15 protein-coding genes and 2 tRNA genes are annotated in these 15,824 nt (G+C 71.1%); 8 read left to right on the top strand and 9 right to left on the bottom strand.

Translation table 11 applies throughout. The features are described 5' to 3' along the window. Positions 1-5 precede the first annotated feature (5 nt). The 7 genes from ACH4ZA_RS10590 to ACH4ZA_RS10620 form a co-directional block, all read right to left on the bottom strand. Positions 6-614 carry a response regulator transcription factor gene (locus tag ACH4ZA_RS10590; RefSeq protein WP_319281310.1) on the bottom strand — a complete coding sequence of 203 codons (609 nt, stop codon included), beginning with the start codon at positions 612-614 and terminating at the stop codon, positions 6-8. Continuing rightward, positions 611-1,993, bottom strand: a complete 1,383-nt coding sequence (locus tag ACH4ZA_RS10595; RefSeq protein WP_398428849.1) for a sensor histidine kinase — start codon at positions 1,991-1,993, stop codon at positions 611-613. Before ACH4ZA_RS10595 ends, ACH4ZA_RS10590 begins: the two co-directional genes overlap by 4 nt. Positions 1,994-2,007: 14 nt before the next feature. Beyond that, positions 2,008-2,868 carry an ABC transporter permease gene (locus tag ACH4ZA_RS10600; protein ID WP_398428851.1) on the bottom strand — a complete coding sequence of 287 codons (861 nt, stop codon included), beginning with the start codon at positions 2,866-2,868 and terminating at the stop codon, positions 2,008-2,010. A gap of 95 nt (positions 2,869-2,963) precedes the next feature. Continuing rightward, the gene (locus tag ACH4ZA_RS10605) at positions 2,964-3,980 is read right to left on the bottom strand and encodes an ABC transporter ATP-binding protein (protein WP_398428853.1); all 1,017 of its coding nucleotides are present in this window, start codon (positions 3,978-3,980) and stop codon (positions 2,964-2,966) included. Between the two features lie 200 nt (positions 3,981-4,180). Continuing rightward, positions 4,181-4,256: transfer RNA gene (locus ACH4ZA_RS10610), tRNA-Gly, on the bottom strand. Between the two features lie 80 nt (positions 4,257-4,336). Then, positions 4,337-4,408 (bottom strand) — tRNA-Gly (locus tag ACH4ZA_RS10615). Between the two features lie 137 nt (positions 4,409-4,545). Further along, a complete protein-coding gene (locus ACH4ZA_RS10620) occupies positions 4,546-4,863 on the bottom strand; it encodes an Lsr2 family protein (RefSeq protein WP_057576350.1) in 318 nt (105 codons plus the stop codon). A 363-nt stretch (positions 4,864-5,226) separates the two neighbouring features. On the opposite strand from ACH4ZA_RS10620, the gene purS reads away from it, so the two are divergent. From purS to purM, 7 genes are all read left to right on the top strand, one after another. After that, positions 5,227-5,499, top strand: a complete 273-nt coding sequence (purS, locus tag ACH4ZA_RS10625) for a phosphoribosylformylglycinamidine synthase subunit PurS (RefSeq protein ID WP_057576348.1) — start codon at positions 5,227-5,229, stop codon at positions 5,497-5,499. After that, on the top strand, positions 5,496-6,176 hold the full coding sequence (gene purQ, locus ACH4ZA_RS10630) for a phosphoribosylformylglycinamidine synthase subunit PurQ (RefSeq protein WP_319281318.1): 681 nt from the start codon (positions 5,496-5,498) through the stop codon (positions 6,174-6,176). Before purS ends, purQ begins: the two co-directional genes overlap by 4 nt. Continuing rightward, entirely contained in the window at positions 6,173-8,431 is a 2,259-nt protein-coding gene (gene purL, locus ACH4ZA_RS10635) for a phosphoribosylformylglycinamidine synthase subunit PurL (protein ID WP_319281320.1), read from the top strand. Before purQ ends, purL begins: the two co-directional genes overlap by 4 nt. A gap of 182 nt (positions 8,432-8,613) precedes the next feature. Continuing rightward, positions 8,614-9,411, top strand: a complete 798-nt coding sequence (locus ACH4ZA_RS10640) for a sterol carrier family protein (RefSeq protein ID WP_398428855.1) — start codon at positions 8,614-8,616, stop codon at positions 9,409-9,411. 44 nt (positions 9,412-9,455) lie between these two features. Beyond that, entirely contained in the window at positions 9,456-9,986 is a 531-nt protein-coding gene (locus ACH4ZA_RS10645) for an META domain-containing protein (protein WP_398428856.1), read from the top strand. A 243-nt stretch (positions 9,987-10,229) separates the two neighbouring features. Beyond that, on the top strand, positions 10,230-11,756 hold the full coding sequence (gene purF, locus ACH4ZA_RS10650) for an amidophosphoribosyltransferase (protein WP_319281324.1): 1,527 nt from the start codon (positions 10,230-10,232) through the stop codon (positions 11,754-11,756). A 53-nt stretch (positions 11,757-11,809) separates the two neighbouring features. Next, on the top strand, positions 11,810-12,877 hold the full coding sequence (purM, locus tag ACH4ZA_RS10655; protein WP_319281325.1) for a phosphoribosylformylglycinamidine cyclo-ligase: 1,068 nt from the start codon (positions 11,810-11,812) through the stop codon (positions 12,875-12,877). A gap of 87 nt (positions 12,878-12,964) precedes the next feature. On the opposite strand, the gene ACH4ZA_RS10660 is transcribed toward purM, so the two are convergent. Together ACH4ZA_RS10660 and ACH4ZA_RS10665 are read right to left on the bottom strand one after the other, a co-directional pair. Beyond that, positions 12,965-13,219 carry a DUF3073 domain-containing protein gene (locus ACH4ZA_RS10660; protein ID WP_057576334.1) on the bottom strand — a complete coding sequence of 85 codons (255 nt, stop codon included), beginning with the start codon at positions 13,217-13,219 and terminating at the stop codon, positions 12,965-12,967. A 310-nt stretch (positions 13,220-13,529) separates the two neighbouring features. Beyond that, positions 13,530-14,633, bottom strand: coding sequence for a Glu/Leu/Phe/Val dehydrogenase dimerization domain-containing protein (locus ACH4ZA_RS10665; protein ID WP_319281326.1), 1,104 nt, complete (start codon positions 14,631-14,633; stop codon positions 13,530-13,532). Positions 14,634-14,822: 189 nt separating this feature from the next. Between ACH4ZA_RS10665 and ACH4ZA_RS10670 the strand changes: the two genes are divergently transcribed. Continuing rightward, positions 14,823-15,665: a hypothetical protein gene (locus ACH4ZA_RS10670; protein WP_319281327.1), complete on the top strand. Its 843-nt coding sequence runs from the start codon at positions 14,823-14,825 to the stop codon at positions 15,663-15,665. Positions 15,666-15,824: the final 159 nt, after the last annotated feature.

Here is a 15,824-nt window from a genome sequence, read left to right on the forward strand (position 1 = left end):
GCCAACTATACCCAACCCCGCTCCCGCGCGAGCCGCACCGCGGCGTGCCGGTTCTCCGCCCCGAGCTTGGAGACGGCCGACGACAGATAGTTCCGCACGGTGCCCTGCGACAGCGCGGCCCGCTCCGCGATCTCCGCGACGGGAGCCCCGTCGGCCGCGAGTTCGAGCACCTCCGCCTCGCGCGGGGTCAGCGGCGAGTCGCCGGCGGAGATCGCGTCGGCGGCCAACTCCGAGTCGATGTAACGGTTCCCGGCGTGCACCGTGCGGATGATCTCCGCGAGCCGTTGGGCGCTCAGCGTCTTGGGGACGAACCCGCGCACACCTGCCGCGAGCGCCCGATTGAGATGCCCCGGCCGTCCGTGACCGGTGACGATCAGTGCCTGGCAGCCGGGCAGTTCGGCGCGCAGGGATGTGGCGACCTTCACACCGTCCGCGCCGGGCATCTGCAGATCCAGGACGGCGACGTCCGGGCGGTGGGCCCGGGCCATCGCCAGCGCCTCCGGCCCGGTGGCCGCCTCGGCGACGATCGTCAGGTCGTCCTCCAGGGAGAGCAGCGCGGCCAGGGCGCCCCGGATGAGGTGCTCGTCGTCGGCGAGCAGCACCCGCACCGTCATGAAGTGACCTCTTTCACAGCGCTCTCCCCGTCCAGTGGCACCTGGGCGACCACCCGGTACCCGCCCGTCCCGACGAACCCCGCCTGCAGCGTCCCGTCGACCCTGAGCAGCCGCTCCCGCAGCCCGGCGAGCCCCGACCCGCCCCGGCCCCCGCCGCCGGCCACCGTGCCGCCGCCGCTGTGCACGGCGTCGCCCGGTCCGGGGTCGTGCCGGTCGGTGTCACCCCGGCCCATGGCATCGCGGCCGGTGTCGCCCCGCTGCGTGCCCGGCGCGGGATCCGGCACCGGATCCGGCCGGGCGCCGTCGTTCTCCACCGTGAGCACCACGCACCCCTCCGTCCTCCGCAGGGCTACCGAACACCGCTCCGCGGCCCCGTGCCGCAGCACGTTCGTCGTACTCTCCCGCACCACCCAGCCGAGCGCCGACTGCACCTCGGCGGGCAGCGCCCCGGCGTCCCCGTGCACCTCGCACGCGATCCCGGCCGCCCTCAACACCCCTTGTGCTCCTGTGAGTTCGGCCCCGAGGTCGGCCTCCCGGTAGCCCCGGACGACGTCACGCACCTCACGCTGCGACTCCTGCGCGATGCGCTGCACCTCGATCATCTGCTCCACGGCGTCCGCCCGCCCGCGCCGGGCCAGCTGCACGGCAAGCTCGCTCTTCAGGGCGATCACCGCCAGGTTCCGGCCCATGACGTCGTGCAGATCCCGCCCGAACCGCAGCCGCTCCTCGGCGACGGCGAGCCGGGCCTCGACCTCGCGGGCCCGCTCCGCCTCCCAGAGCACGGACAGGGTCCAGGCGCCGCAGCGACCGGCCAGCAGCGAGAAGAGCGTTGCGAACGCGGTGAGCATCCCGACCGTCGAAATCCCGGCGAGGTCCGGCTCGGTCCAGGCGAACGCGGCCATGAGCACCACGGAGAGCACGAGAGACCGCCGCAGGAACACCGGGACGGGCACGACCAGCCCGTACAGGAGCCCGACGGGCAGCAGCACGGCGCCGATGAACAGCCTGACCGCCACCGCGTCGGCGCCGCCCTGCACGGCGAGAGCGAGGATCAGCGCCAGCTCCAGGGCCAGCAGGACGACGGAGGGGCGCAGCTCGCGGGGCGGGAGCTCCGCTCGGCCCAGGTAGTGGTCGAGCGCCGGCCGGGTGCGCCGGTTCGCCTCCACGCAGCTCAGGGCGCCTCCGAGGAGCAGCAGCCCGCCGAGGGCCAGCGGCAGCGGCCGCCTGCCGACGGAGCCCACCAGCGGCAGCGCCAGCCACGACAGGGAGAAGAACCAGGTCGTGACGTACCAGGTGACCACGCTCTGCAGTTCGACCCGCTCCGCCTTGCTGCGCTCGCGCCAGTGGCGTCCGTGCCACCCCCGTATCCAGCCGAACACCGTTCCACCGCTCCTCAGCGCCTCGGCTCCCACCGGAACCACCGCCGTACAGCAAACACCGCGAGCAGGGTCCAGACCAGGGCGGTCGCCAGCGCCCCGAGGGCTTCGGGGGCGGACAGGCTCCCGGTCCAGCCGCCCCGGATCAGTGTGATCACCGGAGACAGCGGCAGCAGCTCACAGAAGGACGCGAGGCGGTCGGGGAGCAGTTCCAGCGGGACGGCCATCCCGGAGCCGGCCATCGACACCAGCACCAACGGCGCCGTGGTCACCTGGGCGCTCTCCACGGTCCGGGTCAGGGCGGCCGTGAGCGCCGCGAACGCCGCGCACATCACGAGCCCCGACAGCAGCCCGAGCACGGCGAGCTGGGGCGCCTTCGGCGCCGGTACGTCCAGCAGGACGGTGGAACCGGCCACCAGCACGAGGGACTGCGCCAGCCCCGTGACGAGGATCGGCAGCGCCGATCCGCCGAGGATCTCGGCGTCCCGCAGTTCGCCGGTGCGCAGCCGCTTGAGCACCAACTCCTCGCGCCGGGCGGTGTAGACGGACGACAGCGCCTGGTACACCCCGAACAGCAAGGAGAACCCGATGGCGGCGGGCAGCAGGACCAGGCCGGCGGTGAGCCCGACGTCCGCCACGTCCATGCCGTCGACCGCCGAGGCGAGGCTGACCGGCAGCACGAGCGGCACGAACAGGGCCAGGGCGAGTGTGCTCCTGCTGCGCACGAGAAGGGTCAGCTCGGCCCGGCCGAGGGCGGCGATGCGGCCCGGGCGCGTCGTGACCGCACGCGCGGCCGTCCGACCGGCGGCGCCCTCCGTCACCGTCCCGCCCGCCGCGCCCGTCCCACCCGTGCGGACGGCCCCCCTCGTTCCGCTCATTTCAACCGTTCCGTCTGTTCTGCCCGTTCCGTGTGCTCCGCTCATGCCGCCCGCCTCGCTCGTACGACGTGCTCCGCCGGTCCCGCGCGCCCCGCTCATGCCGTTCTCCCCCCTCGTGCCGTGGCCTTCGCACCGCGACCATCTGCGCCGTCCCGGCCGTCCCGCCCGCCCCCGTCGCCCTCGGGGTCGTCCGACGCCTGCCGGGCGATGCCGAGGAACGCCTCCTCCAGCGAGGCCGACCGCACGTCCAGCCCGCGCAGTCGCACTCCGGCCCGGTCGGCCCACACCAGCAGTCCGGTCGCCGCCCGCTGCAACTCCCGTGTGTGCAGCCGTACGACGCGACCTTCGACCTCGTGGCCGGACACCCCGAGCTCCCCCAGCGGCGGCAGGTCGCCTGCGAAGTACCCCTCGGGCAGCTCGAAGGCGATCCGGGAGGGCTGGGCTCCGGTCACCTCCGCGGGCGTTCCGGAGACGGCGATGCGGCCCCGGTGCAGGATGGCCAGCCGGTCGGCGAGGTTCTCCGCCTCCTCCAGGTAGTGCGTGGTGAGCAGGACCGTCGTGCCGGCGTCGCGCAGAGCGCCCACCAGGTCCCAGGTGTCGCGCCGGCCCTCGGCGTCCAGGCCGGTCGTCGGCTCGTCGAGGAACAGGACTTCGGGTTCGCCGAGCAGCGCGAGCGCCAGGTCGAGGCGGCGCCGCTCGCCCCCGGACAACTGCTTGACCCGGACGTCCGCCCGTTCGGCGAGTCCGACGAGTGCCAGCGCCTCCACGGCCGGGCGGGCGCCGCTCACGCAGCCGGCCCACATCCGCGCGGTCTCGGCGACGGTCAGTTCGGAGGGGAAGCCGCCCTCCTGGAGCATCACGCCGGTGCGCGGCCGCACGGCGGCCCGTTCGGTGTAAGGGTCGTGCCCGAGGACCCTGACCCTGCCGCCGTCCGGAGGCGCGAGCCCTTCCAGCAGTTCGACGGTCGACGTCTTCCCGGCCCCGTTGGTGCCCAGCAGCGCGAAGACCTCACCGCGGCGCACGTGGAAGGAGATTCCACGGACCGCTTCGAACTCGCCCCCGTACACACGCCGGAGGCCGGTGACCTCGATCACGTGCTCATGTGTGTCCATGTCCCGAGCGTCCCCGCGGAGGGGAGGACCCGGCAGTGCGAGGTGTCACCGGTGCGTATGACAAATGTCAGACGACGGACGACTCCTGCGGCGCCCAGGCACTCCGGGTGGTTGGAGCACACGGACCGCGGGACGCATGGACAGTGGGACGCACGGACGCACGAAAAAGACCCTGATCCAGTGGATCGGGGTCTTTTCGATGGAGCGGACGACGAGGCTCGAACTCGCGACCTCAACCTTGGCAAGGTTGCGCTCTACCAACTGAGCTACGTCCGCATTGCCTCCGACCGGCTTTCACCGATCGGCGCGAGCACCAGCCTACCTGATCCACAGCAGTGGTCGGATCGGCGATGCAGAGCGGGTGACAGGAATTGCACACTGCGCCTTCCCCCTGGAAGGGGGATGTTCTACTACTGAACTACACCCGCGTGTACTCCGTGAGCTGGGCCTTTCGGCCTTGCCCGGCGGCGTGCTCCAGACTCTAGCTGACCGGGAGGGGTGCAGCGCAAGTCGGTTCCCGCCGTGGGCGGCTGACCTGCCGTCGGCCCAGCACTCGGGGCGGAGCTCACTGTGCGTCGGCGAACGCCTCGTAGACCTTCTTGGGGATGCGGCCGCGGGCCGGCACGTCCATCTTGTTGGCCTGGGCCCAGGCGCGGACGGCGGCGGGGTCGGGGGCGACCTCCGTCTGCTTGTACGCCTTGCCGGACCTCGACCGCTTGCGGCCGGCGTCCACGTAGGGCGCGAGCGCCTTACGCAGTTTCTCGGCATTGCCTTCATTCAGGTCGATCTCGTACGACTTGCCGTCCAGCCCGAAGGCGATCGTTTCCGCCGCTTCCGAGCCGTCGATGTCGTCAAAGAGAGTGACCACGACCTTCTGCGCCACGAATATCGGTCCCTTCGTGCGACAGCTCTGCGATGACGTGCCAGGACGCCACGGAGATGTCGACTGTTCGCCTGTTATGGGGCAAAGTATCGGCTATTGACAATTCATTTGTACAGTGCCCGGCATTGCAATGTGAAGCCCGACTAAATCTGCCCGCGTGTCCCGGGGCAATAGGGAACGCGGACGCACCCCGGATCTTTCCCTGAAATTTCCGCGAAGGCACTGGTCCGATACCTGATCGTGATGGCGCTCACGTAGTTTCCTACAACTCTACTCGCGTAGAAATTTTGTACGGGTAGTCTGAAGAGACCTGTTGGAGACACCTGCAGGAGCCTGCTCAGCACCACACCACCGGGAGTGCCAGTGGCACGCGTCGTAGTCGACGTCATGCTCAAGCCGGAGATCCTCGACCCCCAGGGCCAGGCGGTGCAGCGCGCACTGCCGCGGCTGGGTTTCGAAGGCATCTCCGACGTACGTCAGGGAAAGCGATTCGAACTGGAAGTTGACGGGCCGGTCGACGAGGCCGCCCTCGCCCGCATCCACGATCTTGCGGAATCCTTCCTCGCCAACACCGTGATCGAGGACTTCACCGTCCGGGTCGAGTCGGAAGAAGCCGTCGCGGGGGCCGCGAAGTGACCGCTCGTATTGGCGTCGTCACTTTTCCCGGCAGCCTCGACGACCGGGACACCCAGCGCGCGATCCGCCTCGCGGGCGCGGAGCCCGTCGCCCTGTGGCACAAGGACAAGAACCTCCACCAGGTCGACGCCGTGGTGCTGTGCGGAGGTTTCTCGTACGGCGACTATCTGCGGGCGGGCGCCATCGCCCGTTTCTCCCCGGTGATGGAGCCCCTCATCGAGCAGGCGAAGGCCGGTCTGCCGGTCCTCGGCATCTGCAACGGCTTCCAGATCCTCACCGAGGCCCACCTGCTGCCCGGCGCGATGCTCGGCAACGACCACCTCCACTTCATCTGCCGCGACCAGAAGCTGCGGGTGGAGAACGCGGACACCGCCTGGACGACCGACTACTCGGCCGGCCAGGAGATCCACATCCCGCTGAAGAACATGGACGGCCGGTACGTCGCCGACGAGCGCACGCTCGACGAGCTGGAGGGGGAGGGCCGGGTCGCCTTCCGCTACCTGGACGTCAACCCCAACGGCAGCCTCCGTGACATCGCCGGCATCACCAACGAGGCCGGCAACGTCGTGGGCCTCATGCCGCACCCGGAGCACGCCGTGGAGCCGCTCATCGGCTCGGGCCGCACCGACGGCCTCCCGTTCTTCACCTCGATCCTCAAGAAGCTGGTCAACGCATGAGCCGGACGCCTCTGGACACGGTCGAGCACGCGACCGAGACCCCCGACGTCGAGCTGCCCTGGGCCGAACTCGGCCTCAAGAAGGACGAGTACGAGCGGGTCGTGGAGATCCTCGGCCGCCGCCCGACCGGCGCCGAGCTCGCCATGTACTCCGTCATGTGGTCCGAGCACTGCTCGTACAAGTCCTCCAAGGTTCACCTGCGCCAGTTCGGCGAGAAGGCCCCCCAGTCGGACGCCCTCCTCGTCGGCATCGGCGAGAACGCGGGCGTCGTCGACGTCGGACAGGGCTACGCGGTCACCTTCAAGGTCGAGTCGCACAACCACCCCTCCTACGTCGAGCCCTACCAGGGCGCGGCCACGGGCGTCGGCGGCATCGTGCGCGACATCATCGCGATGGGCGCGCGGCCGGTCGCGGTCGTGGACCCGCTGCGCTTCGGCGCCGCCGACCACCCCGACACCAAGCGCGTCCTGCCGGGCGTCGTCGCCGGCATCGGCGGCTACGGCAACTGCCTGGGCCTGCCGAACATCGGCGGCGAGGTCGTCTTCGACGCCTGCTACCAGGGCAACCCGCTGGTCAACGCCGGAGCCATCGGTGTGATGCGGCACGAGGACATCCACCTGGCGAAGGCGTCCGGCGCGGGCAACAAGGTCATCCTCTACGGGGCCCGGACCGGCGGCGACGGCATCGGCGGCGCGTCGATCCTGGCCTCCGAGACCTTCGACGACGCCAAGCCGTCGAAGCGCCCGGCCGTGCAGGTCGGCGACCCCTTCCAGGAGAAGCTGCTCATCGAGTGCACCCTGGAGGCCTTCAAGGAGAAGCTGGTCGTCGGCATCCAGGACCTCGGCGCGGCCGGGCTGTCCTGCGCCACGTCCGAGCTCGCCTCCAACGGCTCCGGCGGCATGCGCGTGACGCTGGACGACGTACCGCTGCGCGACTCCACGCTCTCGCCCGAGGAAATCCTCATGAGCGAGTCGCAGGAACGCATGTGCGCGGTCGTCGAGCCGGCGAAGGTCGACCGCTTCCTGGAGATCTGCGACAAGTGGGACGTCATCGCCACCGTCATCGGCGAGGTGACCGACGGCGACCGTCTCGAGATCTTCTGGCACGGCGGCAAGATCGTCGACGTCGACCCGCGCACGGTCGCCCACGACGGTCCGGTCTACGAGCGCCCCTACGCCCGCCCCGACTGGCAGGACGCCCTCCAGGCGGACGACGCGAACAAGCTGCCCAGGCCGACCACGGGCGAGGAGCTGAAGGACCAGGTCCTGAAGCTGGTGTCCTCCCCGAACCAGGCGTCGAAGAAGTGGATCACCTCGCAGTACGACCACTTCGTGCAGGGCAACACCGTCCTCGCCCAGCCCGAGGACTCCGGCATGATCCGCATCGACGAGGAGACCGGCCTCGGCGTCGCCATCGCGACCGACGGCAACGGCCGGTACGCCAAGCTCGACCCGTACGCGGGCGCGCAGCTGGCCCTCTCCGAGGCGTACCGCAACGTGGCGACGACCGGCGCCAAGCCGCTCGCCGTCTCCGACTGCCTGAACTTCGGCTCGCCCGAGGACCCGGCGGTGATGTGGCAGTTCGCGGAGGCCATCCGCGGCCTCGCCGACGCCTGCCAGCAGCTGGGCACCCCGGTGACCGGCGGCAACGTCTCGCTCTACAACCAGACCGGTGAGGCGGCCATCCACCCGACCCCGGTGGTCGCGGTGCTGGGCGTCATCGACGACGTGGCCCGGCGCACGCCCGTCGCCTTCCAGGAGGAGGGCCAGCTGCTCTACCTCCTCGGCGACACGCGTGAGGAGTTCGGCGGCTCGGCCTGGTCCCAGGTCGTCCACGACCACCTCGGCGGACTGCCCCCGAAGGTCGACCTGGAGCGGGAGCGGCTGCTCGCCGAGATCCTGATCTCGGCCTCCCGCGACGGCATGATCGACTCCGCGCACGACCTGTCGGACGGCGGTCTGATCCAGGCGGTCGTCGAGTCGGCGCTGCTCGGCGGCAAGGGCGCGCGGCTGGTCGTCCCGGACGGGCTCGACGCCTTCACCCTCCTGTTCTCCGAGTCGGCGGGACGTGCCGTGGTGGCGGTCCCGCGGTCCGAGGAGGTCCGCTTCAACGACATGTGCGGCGCGCGTGGCCTGCCCGTCACGCGCATCGGCGTCGTGGACGGCGACACGGTCGAGCTCCAGGGCGAGTTCGAGCTGTCGCTGGAGGAACTGCGCAAGGCCCACGAGGACACCATCCCGGCGCTCCTCGCGTAGCCGCCGCGGTATCCGCAGCCGGCGAAGGCCCCGCCCGTTCCCACGGGCGGGGCCTTCGCCGTGACCGCCAGCCGGGCGGCGCGCCCTCCCGCCGGGCCCGGGCGGCCCGGGTGCCGCGGCGACGGACGGCCCCGGTGCCGCGGACGGCCCCGGTGTCACAGGCGGCCACTAGGCTCGCCGTCATGTCTCCCGCCAGGAAGCGCGCCCGCGCCTACGACCCCGCCAGGACCCGTTCCGCGGTGACGGCCCAGTTCGGGAACGTGCGACGGGCCGTGGCCGGCCTCACGCCCGAGCAGCTCGCGCTGCCCACGCGGCTGCCGGGATGGACCGTGCGGGAGCTGGCCGCGCACGTGACCATGGCGGTGGAGACCGTCAGCCGCAACATCGACCGGGACGAACCCGCGAAGGCCGATCTCACGCTCCTGCAGTGGCCGTTCGCCACGGCCGCCCGCGCCGCCGACATCGGCGAGCGCACCCGCGAGCTCGCCGCGGCCGACCCCGATCCGGACGTCCTCTTCGCCCGCACCGAGGAGCGTTTCGCCGCCGCCCTGGCCGCCGTCCCCGGCGACCGGTTGCTCGCCACCCGCACCGGCGCCATGAGCCTGGCGGACTACCTCGTCACCCGCACCGTCGAGCTGGTCGTGCACACCGACGACCTGAACGCGGCCGTTCCCGGTCTGGACGTCCCGTACGACCGCCAGGCGCTGGCCGCGGCCACCCGGCTCCTCGCCGACGCCCTCGCCGACAGGGCGCCCGGGGGTGCGACCGAGGTGCGGATCCCGCCGTACGCCGTCGTGCAGTGCGTCGAGGGCCCCCGGCACACCCGGGGAACCCCGCCCAACGTCGTCGAGACCGACCCGCTGACCTGGATCCGGCTGGCCGCCGGCCGGGTCACCTGGCAGGACGCCGTCCAGCAGGCGAAGGTCGCGGCGAGCGGTGAGCGGGCGGACCTCTCGGCGCTGCTCCCTCTGATGGCCTGAGCGCCCGACGGAACCGACCACCCGGCCTGCCCCGTCGAACCGACATGTCCAGGCAGAGGCACGACCCCACGGACCCGCACCCCCACCCCCACCCGCACGGGGAATCGCACCGGCACCCGCACCCGTACCGGCGCCGCACGGCGTTGACCGCCGCCGTTCTGCTCGTCCCGCTCGCCGCGGCCTGCGGCGGAGGGAGCGCGGGCGGCGAGCGGCCCGGCAGCGGGGAGGTGCGCGTCGAGCAGCCCGTCACCGGCGTCCGGTGGAGCGTCGAGAGCGTGACCGTCGGCGGAGCCCTCCAGCAGGCCCCCTCGGGCGCCTACGTCGAGATCGAGGACGGCAGGGCGACGGGCGACTACGGCTGCAACCACTTCACCGCGAAGGCCGCCGTTGAGGGCGACCGCGTCCGGTTCAGCGACGCGCGGTCGACCAGGATGGCCTGCGAGAAGCAGCGCATGGCGTTCGAGCGCACGCTGGCGGGCACGCTCGCCGACGGGACCCTCACCGCCGAGGTCGACGGCGCCACGCTGACCCTCGGCACGGCCGACGGCGACCACGTCCGACTGACCGGGAAATGAGACCCGGCCGGCGTCCGGCGCCCCTGAGCGCCCCTATTGGTGTGCGACAGCTCACTCATGCCCGCACAGCGGCCGCCCGCCCGGTCGCTCCCGCGGCCTGCCCGATCCCGGAGTGGATCACCAAACCCTGCACCTGACCTGCGCATACGCGTGGATCATGAACGTCCCGAACTGTCGGTGATCCAGTTACCGGCGGGTATCCCCAATTCGGACCAGTGGTCGATCTCGCCTACACTCGGTGGCGTGCCACGTGGTGACGGTCGACTCAGTCATGATCTGCTCCCCGGTGAGAAGGGCCCCCAGGACGCATGCGGCGTCTTCGGTGTCTGGGCTCCCGGTGAAGAGGTCGCCAAGCTCACTTACTTCGGGCTCTACGCCCTACAGCATCGAGGTCAGGAATCCGCGGGGATCGCGGTCAGCAACGGCTCGCAGATCCTCGTCTTCAAGGACATGGGCCTGGTGTCCCAGGTCTTCGACGAGACCTCACTCGGTTCGCTCCAGGGTCATATCGCGGTCGGTCACGCCCGCTACTCGACCACCGGCGCCTCCGTGTGGGAGAACGCCCAGCCGACGTTCCGCGCCACCGCGCACGGTTCGATCGCGCTCGGTCACAACGGGAACCTCGTCAACACCGCCCAGCTCGCCGAGATGGTCGCCGACCTGCCCAAGCAGGAGGGCCGCACCCCTCGCGTCGCGGCGACCAACGACACCGACCTGCTCACCGCGCTCCTCGCGGCCCAGGTCGACGAGGAGGGCAAGCCGCTGACCATCGAGGAGGCGGCCCACCAGGTCCTCCCTCAGGTCAAGGGCGCCTTCTCGCTCGTTTTCATGGACGAGCACACGCTCTACGCGGGCCGCGACCCCCAGGGCATCCGCCCGCTGGTCCTCGGCCGGCTCGAGCGCGGCTGGGTGGTCGCCTCCGAGTCCGCCGCGCTCGACATCTGCGGTGCGAGCTACGTCCGCGAGATCGAGCCGGGCGAGTTCGTCGCCATCGACGAGAACGGCCTGCGGACCTCCCGGTTCGCGGAAGCGAAGCCCAAGGGCTGTGTCTTCGAGTACGTGTACCTGGCTCGCCCGGACACCGACATCGCCGGGCGGAACGTGTACCTCTCCCGTGTGGAGATGGGCCGCAAGCTCGCCAAGGAAGCGCCGGTCGAGGCCGATCTCGTCATAGCGACACCGGAGTCCGGCACTCCCGCCGCCATCGGCTACGCGGAGGCGTCGGGCATCCCCTTCGGCGCGGGCCTGGTGAAGAACGCCTACGTCGGCCGGACGTTCATCCAGCCCTCGCAGACGATCCGCCAGCTGGGCATCCGCCTGAAGCTGAACCCGCTCAAGGAAGTCATCAAGGGCAAGCGCCTGGTCGTCGTCGACGACTCGATCGTGCGCGGCAACACCCAGCGGGCCCTGGTCCGCATGCTCCGCGAGGCGGGCGCGGCCGAGGTGCACATCCGCATCTCCTCGCCGCCGGTGAAGTGGCCCTGCTTCTTCGGCATCGACTTCGCCACGCGCGCGGAGTTGATCGCCAACGGCATGACCATCGAGGAGATCGGCACCTCCCTGGGCGCCGACTCGCTCTCGTACATCTCCATCGAAGGCATGATCGAGGCGACCACCATCGCCAAGCCGAACCTCTGCCGCGCCTGCTTCGACGGCGAATACCCGATGGAGCTCCCCGATCCCGAGCTGCTCGGCAAGCAGCTCCTGGAGACGGAGCTGGCCGCCGGTCCGGCCGCCACGGCCGCGGCCGACGCGATCCGCCGTCCGTAGCCCGTCCGACACATCCGTCACACCTGCCGTACGACACGAAAGTTCTCACCGTCATGTCTGAGACAACTGGTGCCAGCTACGCAGCTGCGGGCGTCGACATCGAAGCGGGCGACCGCGCCGTGGAGCTCATGAAGGAGTGGGTGAAGAAGACGCAGCGCCCCGAGGTCCTCGGCGGCCTCGGCGGCTTCGCCGGCCTCTTCGACGCCTCCGCCCTCAAGCGCTACGAGCGTCCCCTCCTCGCCTCCGCGACCGACGGCGTCGGCACGAAGGTCGACATCGCCCGCCGGCTGGGCGTGTACGACACCATCGGCCACGACCTGGTCGCCATGGTCATGGACGACATCGTGGTGTGCGGCGCCGAGCCGCTGTTCATGACCGACTACATCTGCGTCGGCAAGGTCCACCCCGAGCGCGTCGCGGCCATCGTCAAGGGCATCGCCGAGGGCTGTGTGCTCGCCGGCTGCGCCCTGGTCGGCGGCGAGACGGCCGAGCACCCGGGCCTCCTCGGCGAGGACGACTTCGACGTCGCCGGCGCCGGCACGGGCGTCGTGGAGGCGGACCGGCTGCTCGGTCCGGATCGCATCCGCACGGGTGACGCGGTGATCGCCATGGCGGCCTCCGGCCTTCACTCGAACGGGTACTCGCTGGTCCGGCACGTCCTGCTGAACCAGGCCGGCCTGTCCCTGGACGCACGGGTCGACGAGCTCGGCCGCACGCTCGGCGAGGAGCTCCTGGAGCCCACCAAGATCTACTCGCTGGACTGCCTGGCCCTCACCCGCACCACGGACGTGCACGCCTTCTCGCACATCACCGGAGGCGGTCTGGCGGCCAACCTGGCCCGCGTGATCCCCGACGGGCTGCACGCCGTCGTGGACCGTTCCACCTGGACCCCGGCCCCGATCTTCGACCTGGTCGGCAGGACCGGTTCGGTCGAGCGGCTGGAACTGGAGAAGACGCTCAACATGGGCGTCGGCATGATGGCGATCGTGCCCGAGGAGTCGGCGGACGTCGCGCTCGCGACGCTGGCCGACCGCGGCGTCGAGGCCTGGATCGCCGGCGAGATCACCGAGCGCGGCGAGCACCCGACCGGCGCGGAGCTGGTCGGGGACTACACCGCGTAGAACCGCCGCAGGGCGGGCGACCGCACAGGCAGCACAAGACCCGGTCGGTGACCGAAGCCACCGACCGGGTGAGTGCTCAGTACAAGGTCAAGCGCCGCGACGGTGTTGCGAGGAGTCCTCGCCGTCATCCTCGTCGTCGTCCCCGTACAGCTCGGCGTACCGGGCGTACGGGTCGTCGTCTTGCTCATCGTCATCATCCTCGAACGGTTGACCGTTCGGCGGAATGTTCGATGGCGATGCGCCCAGCTCTTCGGCCAGACGCGAGAGATCTGTCCCGCCGCTGTTGTACTTCAGCTGGCGGGCGACCTTCGCTTGCTTGGCCTTGGCCCGGCCGCGCCCCATGGCTCGACCCCCTCAACGACGGGGCTCGACGGCCCCAGGTTGACACGCGTTCATGATCCAGAACGGCCTCTCCATGGAGAGCCCGTCGTAGGGCTCCCACGGTACCTGAGCCCACGCCCGTACGGTACGTCGCCCGTACCACGCGCGTGTGCGCAGCACCCTTCGAGCGCCCCGTCCTCGCTGGTCAGTGGCGATTTTAACCACTTATCGGCGGGCGACCCGCCGGGAGGAGTGAGAGTTCTCTCTAACTTTCCACCGGCCGGTACCGCCGAAACCCTGGGACGGGACGCCCTGGGGCCCCGCCGGAAGATCACCAGCCGCGCGCCCGAGCCGCCTCGTGCATCCGCTGCTCGGCGATCCGGTCGGCCGCGGCGGCCGGCGGAATCCCGTCTTCCTTCGCACGTGCGAAGATTCCGAGCGTGGTGTCGAAGATCTTCGCCGCCTTCGCCCTGCACCGGTCGAAGTCGAAGCCGTGCAGCTCGTCGGCGACCTGGATGACCCCGCCGGCGTTCACCACGTAGTCCGGCGCGTAGAGGATCCCCCGGTCGGCGAGGTCCTTCTCCACGCCCGGGTGGGCGAGCTGGTTGTTGGCCGCACCGCACACGATCCTCGCCGTCAGCACCGGCACGGAGTCGTCGTCGAGCGCCCCGCCGAGCGCGCAGGGGGCGTAGACGTCGAGACCCTCGACCCGGATCAGCGCGTCGGTGTCCGCGACGGCCGTCACGCCCTCCGGGTGCCGCTCGAGGATCCTGCGCACCGCGTCCTCGCGGACGTCCGTGATCACGACCCGGGCGCCCTCCTCGCGCAGGTGCTGCACGAGGTGGTGGCCGACCTTGCCGACGCCCGCGATGCCGACGGTGCGGTCGCGCAGCGACGGATCGCCCCACAGGTGCTGTGCGGAGGCCCGCATGCCCTGGTAGACGCCGAAGGCCGTCAGCACGGAGGAGTCGCCCGCGCCGCCGTTCTCCGGTGAGCGCCCGGTCGTCCAGCGGCACTCGCGCGCCACGACGTCCATGTCGGCGACGTAGGTCCCGACGTCGCAGGCGGTCACATAGCGACCGCCGAGGGAGGCCACGAAGCGGCCGTACGCGAGCAGCAGCGCCTCGGACTTGATCGTGTCGGGATCACCGATGATCACGGCCTTGCCGCCGCCGTGGTCCAGCCCGGCCATGGCGTTCTTGTACGACATCCCGCGCGCGAGGTTCAGCGCGTCGGCGACGGCCTCCGCCTCGGTCGCGTAGGGATAGAAGCGGGTGCCGCCGAGGGCGGGGCCCAGAGCGGTGGAGTGCAGGGCGATGACGGCCTTGAGGCCGCTCGCACGGTCCTGGCAGAGCACGACTTGCTCATGACCACCCTGGTCCGAGTGGAACAGGGTGCGCAGTACATCAGCAGGTGCGCCGGATACGTCGGTCACTGTGGTGACTCCCGGGTAACTAGCGGCGGTCGGGACACGGGCACCGTAAGGGTGGCGGGGCCCGTGCTCTGAGCGTAGAGCCTGCACGGCCCGCCGATCCCGCGGTGCGGGGGATCACCTTCTCCCGGAGTGGCGCCGTGCGACGATTCGCAGGGGTTTCCCCGTCGGCCGAAAGGGGAGGGAGCAGGCGTGCCCAAGGTGTCCTCGGTGATCGTTCCGTACGCGGTCTATCTGCGCGTGTACGAGCCGCTGGCCGCTTTCCCCGAGCCGGAGCGCACCCACTGGGCCCGCTACGCACGCCGCCCCGAGCTGCCCTCCTATCAGGACGAACTGCGCCGCTCGCTGGAAGGACTGCTGCCCACCCCGCCGGTCGCGGCGCCGGTGCACGAGAGCGGCGACGCGTTCGTGACCGAGGTGGACGGCGTGCTGTGCGTCTGCCCCTGGCGCACCCGGCTGCGCGGCTGGCTGGCGCTGGCGGAGGTCGACGAGGAGCTGCCCCGGCCGGTTCTGGAGGCGGCGCTCCCCGAGGTGGTGCGCCGGCAGGCGGCCCAGGACCACGAACGCTGGCTGGAGAGCAACCCCGACGCCCGCCCGTGGATCCGCACGGCGGTCTGGCAGGTGCCGCTCCACTGGTTCGTGCTGGTCTCCGACGAGGAGCGCGCGTACGAGAAGGGGACCGGGGAGGTCGCCCCGGTGCTGCGCTACCGCACGCCGATGGTGCAGGCGCGCCGCCGCGTGGCCCGCTCGCTGCGCACGCTGAAGGACTCCACGGACGAGGGACCGCTCGTCGAGGGCCTGTTGGACGTGGGCCGCTGGCTGGAGGAGTTCCATCCGCGTTCGCTGGTGGAACTGGATTACGGCGGCCTGGTGCACGTGCTGCCGGCCGGTGACCTCGAGGACGATCACTCGGCGAGGGACGTGGCCGAGGGCATCGAGGCGCTGCGGACCGGGGACGGCGCGGCGGCCGGCGAGGCCTACGGGCGACTCGTGGAGCGGTGGCGGTCGGTGCGGGACCGGCGGTCGGCGAACTGACCGCGCAGGCCCCCGGCCGAGCTGTGAACTGACGGTGTGACAGATATGACAGCGCTTTCATTCGTGACCTGCGTCACGGCCGTGAAGCGGTCGAACAGCGTACGGTCGGCGCACTTCACGGAACTGACGGGGCGTAGGTCCCGATCCGGGCTTTTGTCG

It is taken from the genome of Streptomyces sp. NPDC020597, assembly GCF_044335095.1.
Lineage (GTDB): Bacteria > Actinomycetota > Actinomycetes > Streptomycetales > Streptomycetaceae > Streptomyces.